Here is a 5,567-nt window from a genome sequence, read left to right on the forward strand (position 1 = left end):
GGGCGGATCCGGCCGGACGAGGAGCTGCACGCGGCCCGGGCCGCGCTGGCAAAAAAGTTCCGGGAGGGGATTCCCCCGGGGCGCGAGGGGGCGGCGAAGGCCTACCGGTTCCTGGCCGGCCGGGGGTTCCCCCCGGAAACCTGCCGGGAGGCGATCCGGGGCGGGGCCGCAGACATCGAAGAAGGAGAGGGGTGAGACGTCATGACCGGAGCCGAGATCCGAGCCGCTTTCCTGGCCTATTTCGAGAAGCAGGGGCACAAGGTGCTTCCCAGCTCCTCGCTGGTTCCGGAAAACGACCCCACCCTGCTCTTCACGAACGCGGGGATGGTGCAGTTCAAGGAGAATTTCCTCGGACTCGCACCGTCGGATTGGAAGCGGGCGGCCTCGTCGCAGCGCTGCCTCCGCGTCAGCGGAAAGCACAACGACCTGGAGAACGTGGGGTACACGGCCCGCCACCACACCCTCTTCGAGATGCTGGGGAACTTCTCCTTCGGGGACTACTTCAAGAAGGAGGCGATCTTCTTCGGGTGGGACTTCCTGACCCGGGAGATGGGGCTGGACGGGAAGCGGATGACCGTCTCCGTCTTCCGCGAGGACGAGGAGGCCTATGACCTCTGGCACCGGACGATGGGGATCCCCGCCTCCCGGATCGTCCGGTTCGACGAGAAGGACAACTTCTGGGCGATGGGGCCCACCGGGCCGTGCGGCCCCTGCTCCGAGATCATCTACGACCAGGGGGAGGGAATCGGGTGCGGGAAACCTTCCTGCGCGGTCGGGTGCGACTGCGACCGGTTCCTCGAGATCTGGAACCTGGTCTTCATGCAGTTCAACCAGGACGAGAGCGGGACGAAGGTCCCGCTGCCGAAGCCGAGCATCGACACGGGGATGGGGCTGGAGCGGCTGGCGGCGGTCGTCCAGGGGGTCACGAGCAACTACGATTCCGACCTGTTCCTCCCGATCCTCGCGGAGATCAAGAAGCTTTCGGGGGTGACGTCCGGCCGCTCGCCGCGGGAAGATGCGGCGATGCGCGTGATCGCCGACCATTCGCGGGCCACCGCGTTCCTGATCGCCGACGGGATCCTCCCCGCGAACGAGGGGCGCGGGTACGTGTTGCGCCGGATCATGCGCCGCGCCCTGCGCCACGGCAAGAAGCTCGGCTTCGACGGCCCCTTCCTCCACCGGGTGGCGGCCGCGGTGGTCCGGGAGTTCTCGGGCGCCTACCCCGGGCTCGCCGGGAGCGCCGCCTTCATCGACACGATCTCCCTCCACGAGGAAAAACGGTTCCTCGAGACGCTGGACTCCGGGCTCCGGATGGTGGAAGAGGAGTTCGCGAGGATCGATCGGGGCGGGGGGAAGACCTTTGCCGGGTCGATCGCCTTCAAGCTGTACGACACCTTCGGCTTCCCGGTCGATCTCACCGCGGATCTCTGCCGCGAGCGGGGGGTGACCCTCGACGAGAAGGGGTTCGAGGAGGAGATGCAGCGCCAGCGCGCCCAGTCCCGGGAAGCCTGGAAGGGGGGCGAGGTAGGCGTATCCGATGCGGCCGCCGCGGAGCTCTCCCGCGCCGGGATCTCCGTGGAGTTCGTCGGCTACGAAACCTTCTCCGCCGCGGCGCGGGTGGCCTCCCTCTTCCGGGACGGGGAGCGGGTCAGGGAGGCCGGAGCGGACGAGGAGGTCGACCTCGTGACCGATGTCACCCCCTTCTACGGGGAGGCGGGGGGGCAGGCCGGCGACCGGGGAACGGCCGCCGGGGAGGGAACCCGGCTCGAGATCGTCTCGGCCCGCAGGCCGTCGCACGACATCGTGATCCACCGGGCCAAGGTCGTCGGGGGGACGCTCCGGGAAGGGATGGTCCTGGATCTTTCGGTGGACGGCCCGACCCGGAGGCAGACCCAGGCGAACCATACGGCCACCCATCTGCTGCAGGCCGCGCTGCGGCAGGTGCTGGGGACCCATATCCGCCAGGCGGGTTCCTACGTGGGGCCCGACAAGCTCCGGTTCGACTTCACCCATTTCGAGGCGGTTTCGGAGGCGGCGCTGCGGCAGGTGGAGGATCTGGTGAACGAGACAGTCTTCGCCGTCCGTCCGGTGGACTGGGAATACCTGCCGCACGAGGAGGCGGTCTCCCGCGGGGCGATGGCCTTCTTCGGCGAGAAGTACGCGGACGTCGTCCGGATGGTGACCGTGCCCGGGGTGAGCATGGAGCTGTGCGGCGGTACGCACGTCGGAAACACGGGGGAGATCGGGCTCTTCCGGATCCTCTCCGAAGGGGCGCTGGCCGCCGGCGTGCGGCGGATCGAGGCGGCGACCGGTCCGGGCGCCTTCCATCAGCTTCGGGAGGAGGCCGACCGGCTTCACCTCGTCGCGGGAGAGCTGAAGGTTTCCCCCGCCGACGCCGTCGAGAGAGTCCGTCGGCTCCTCGCCCAGGTCCGGGCGCTGGAGAAGGATGTGCAGGAGGCGAGGCGCCGGGCGGCGCGGGACCTCGTGGGAGAGGTGATGTCGAAGGCGCGGGAGGCCGGCGGGGTCCTGTCCGTTTCCGCCGAGGTGGACCCGATGGATCCCGCATCCCTGCGGGAGCTGGCCGACGCGGTGAAGGGGAAGATGAAGAGCGGGATCCTGCTGCTGGGGTGCCGGGAGGAGGGGCGCTGTCACCTCGTCGCGGGAGTGACCGCCGACCTCACCGGAAGCTATTCCGCCTCCGAGATCGTCCGGAAGGCCGCCTCCGCCGTGGGAGGGGGCGGTGGAGGACGGAAGGACATGGCGCAGGCGGGCGGGTCGAGGCTCGAGAACCTCGCGGAGGCGCTCGACTCCCTGTGGTCCTGGGTTCCGAAGGGCTGATTCCGGCTCCCGCCTATTCCCGTTCGAGCGTATTCAGGTAGAGCTGCACCAGCTTGTTCAGCGGGTCCCGGAAGAGAGCCTCCTCCCAGGAGCGGCGGGCCTCCTCTTTCCAGCCGAGGAGGTACTGCAGGATTCCGCGTTGCGAGAGTGCGGGGATCAGCCCGGGGTGGTCGGCCAGCGCCCGCTCCACCTCCCCGAGTCCCTCCGGAAGGCGTCCCGTCTCGCGGAGCGCGATGGCCAGCCGGACCCGCAGGTCGGCGAAGCCGGGCGCGATCCGGAGCGCCTTCCGGTACTCGCCGATCGCCTCGTCGTTCCGTCCCAGCGCGAGATAGAGCTCCCCCAGTTCGGCGTGCAGGTTCGCGATCTTTGCTCCGAACAGGTTCCCCTTCCCGACCTTTCCCGGGCGCGAGAGCGAGGCGCCGGCCCTCTGGTGGGCCGCCTTGGCCTCGTCATATCTCCCCAGGTCGTTCAGGGTAATCGCCAGCGACAGGAGGCATTCGGTGTAGTGGGGGTTCACCTCGACGCTTTTCTCGAAGTGCTCCACCGCCTCCTCGAGCTTCCCCCCCTGGTGGTAGATGAGGCCGAGGGTGTAGTGGATGTCGGCGTAGTTCGCCCCCCCATCGATCGCCTCCCGCAGAAGCTTCTCCGCCCTGCGGAAGTCCTTTTCCCCGAACGCCCTCTTGCCGACGCTGACGAGCTTGGCCAGATCGCTGTGCATCACGGCTTCTTCGCTCCGGATTCCGGGAAGTTTTCGGCGAGGCTCTTCCGGACTTCGGCGGCCTCCGCCGGTTTCCCTCCCCCCTCCAGCGACTGCGCGAGAAGGGACAGCAGGGAGGGGAGGGTGGTCGTCCGGGGGTACTCGGATATCGCGCGCCTTGCCCGGGCCTCGGCGCTGACGTACTGCTTCCGGCCGAGGTAATGGGCTACGACCTGCGCTTCGTGCTCCGCCAGCCGGTTGCGGAGCTCCGAAATACGGAGGGAGGCCGACGCGGCGTAGGGGCCGGACGGGCTCTTCTCCAGAAGCAGGGTGTAGGTCCGGATCGTCTCCTGGGTCTTGGTCTGGTCCCTCCGGGGGTCGCGGACCTGCCGGTAGAACAGTTCCCCCTTCCGGGAGAGGGCGTAGAGAACCTTGTCATGCGCGGGGTAGAGCCGGAGGAAATCGTCGAAGGCCACCTCGGCTTCCGCTTCGTCCCCGTTTTCCATGTGGGCCTCCGCGAGCGCGAGCTGCGCGCGCGGAGCCAGCGGGGAATTCGGAAAGCGCTCGAGCAGGGTCCGGAAATGCTCGGCCGCCCCCCCGTACTTCTTCCGGGCCAGCTTCTGCTCGCCTCCCGCCAGCAGCTCGCGGTCGGAGAGACCGGTCTGCCGGGAGATCTTTTCGGAGCAGGCGGGAAGCAGGAGGCTCGCGGCCAAAAGAGCGGCGAGGAGGTGGCCCGGCCGGCGCATGGGATCGACGGTAGTATAGCCATCCGGAAATGTCAATGTTGCGCTGGTTCCTCCGGGCGGATCGACGGGAGGAACCGGGAGGTCGCCGAGACCTACCACATCAGCACGAAGACGATCGATACCTACCGCGCACGGCTGCTCAGGAAACCGAACTTGAGGAACAACGCGGAACTGACGCGGTTCGCCATCCAGAACCGCGTTGTGGAGGTTTGACCCGATGCGGCGCCTGTCAGAAAAAATTCGCACAGGAAAATCAGGATCGCTCCGATGTTCTCATGCCCGGCTCCTTGCTATCCTGCTCCTGACATATTGGATCCGCTCCCTGAAGAACCGAGGCGTTGCCGGGAAGACGCCGAGAGCGGACAGCCGGCGGAAAAGGGCAGGCCGAAAGCGGCGGAGGCCGGTTTTCCCTGAAGAAATGGCGGTGGAAACCCGCCGTGAAATGGTATAAATGGCATGGGCTCCGGCGTTCGGGGCCGAAACATCCGTCGAACCTGGTACCCAACGAAAAAAGAAGGAGGAGGTTTCATGAGTCTTACAAGAAAAGCGCTGTCAGCAAGCCTTGCGGTTGTCCTGGCATTGGGCCTGGGAAGCGCCGTCGCGATGGCCGATACGGTCAAGGTCGGAATCCTGCTCCCGCTGACCGGCGAGCAGGCCAAATTCGGTGAAATCGAAAAGCGGTCCTTCGAGATGGCGGCCGAGGAAATCAACGCCAAGGGAGGGGTCAACGGGAAGAAGCTCGAGCTCCTCTTCGAGGACGACACCGGGAAGCCCGACATCGGCCGCTCCGCGACCGAGAAGCTGATCTCCCAGGAGAAGGTGCCCATCATCACGGGCGGGTACTCCAGTTCCGTCACCGCCGCGGCGACCGCCGTGGCCCAGCAGTTCAAGGTTCCCTTCCTGGTCACTACGGGATCGGCGGACAAGATCACGGAGGTCGGATACGAATACGTCTTCCGGATCAACCCGCCCGCCAGCGAATACCCGGCGGCGGTCGTCACCTTCCTCCAGGAGGTGGTCAAACCGAAGACGGCCGTCATCCTCTTCGAGAATTCCCTCTTCGGCCAGTCCAGCGCGAAGTCGTTCGAGGAGGATTGCGCGCAACTGGGATTCAAGGTTCTGTCCAAGGAGGGGTACAACAAGGGAGCCATCGACTTCAAGCCGATGCTCACCAAGGTCAAGGCGATGAACCCCGACCTGGTTTACATGGTCTCCTACGTCATGGACGCGGCGCTCCTGATGCGTCAGGCGAAGGAACTGGACTTCAACCCGAAGCTCTTCATCGG

General features: G+C 66.7%; 3 protein-coding genes and 2 pseudogenes (1 of these 5 cut by a window edge). 3 read left to right on the forward strand and 2 right to left on the reverse strand.

The genetic code is table 11. The features are described 5' to 3' along the window. Together A2X88_08340 and A2X88_08345 are read left to right on the forward strand one after the other, a co-directional pair. Positions 1-195, forward strand: a pseudogene (locus tag A2X88_08340) (hypothetical protein) (it extends 246 nt beyond the left edge of the window). 6 nt (positions 196-201) lie between these two features. Beyond that, positions 202-2,838, forward strand: a complete 2,637-nt coding sequence (locus A2X88_08345; protein ID OGP34861.1) for an alanine--tRNA ligase — start codon at positions 202-204, stop codon at positions 2,836-2,838. 13 nt (positions 2,839-2,851) lie between these two features. On the opposite strand, the gene A2X88_08350 is transcribed toward A2X88_08345, so the two are convergent. After that, the gene (locus tag A2X88_08350) at positions 2,852-3,556 is read right to left on the reverse strand and encodes a hypothetical protein (GenBank protein OGP34862.1); all 705 of its coding nucleotides are present in this window, start codon (positions 3,554-3,556) and stop codon (positions 2,852-2,854) included. Continuing rightward, the gene (locus A2X88_08355; GenBank protein OGP34863.1) at positions 3,556-4,281 is read right to left on the reverse strand and encodes a hypothetical protein; all 726 of its coding nucleotides are present in this window, start codon (positions 4,279-4,281) and stop codon (positions 3,556-3,558) included. Before A2X88_08355 ends, A2X88_08350 begins: the two co-directional genes overlap by 1 nt. Before the next feature lie 579 nt (positions 4,282-4,860). Here A2X88_08355 and A2X88_08360 point away from each other — a divergent pair. After that, positions 4,861-5,567, forward strand: a pseudogene (locus A2X88_08360) (ABC transporter substrate-binding protein).

This window comes from Deltaproteobacteria bacterium GWC2_65_14, assembly GCA_001797615.1.
In the GTDB taxonomy this organism is placed as follows: domain Bacteria; phylum Desulfobacterota; class Deferrimicrobia; order Deferrimicrobiales; family Deferrimicrobiaceae; genus GWC2-65-14.

What these genes read in the sequence shown, in the direction of transcription:
- A2X88_08345 (OGP34861.1), top strand. Translation starts at nt 202, where the DNA reads ATGACCGGAGCCGAGATCCGAGCCGCTTTCCTGGCCTATTTCGAGAAG.
- A2X88_08355 (OGP34863.1), bottom strand. Translation starts at nt 4,281, where the DNA reads ATGCGCCGGCCGGGCCACCTCCTCGCCGCTCTTTTGGCCGCGAGCCTC.
- A2X88_08350 (OGP34862.1), bottom strand. Translation starts at nt 3,556, where the DNA reads ATGCACAGCGATCTGGCCAAGCTCGTCAGCGTCGGCAAGAGGGCGTTC.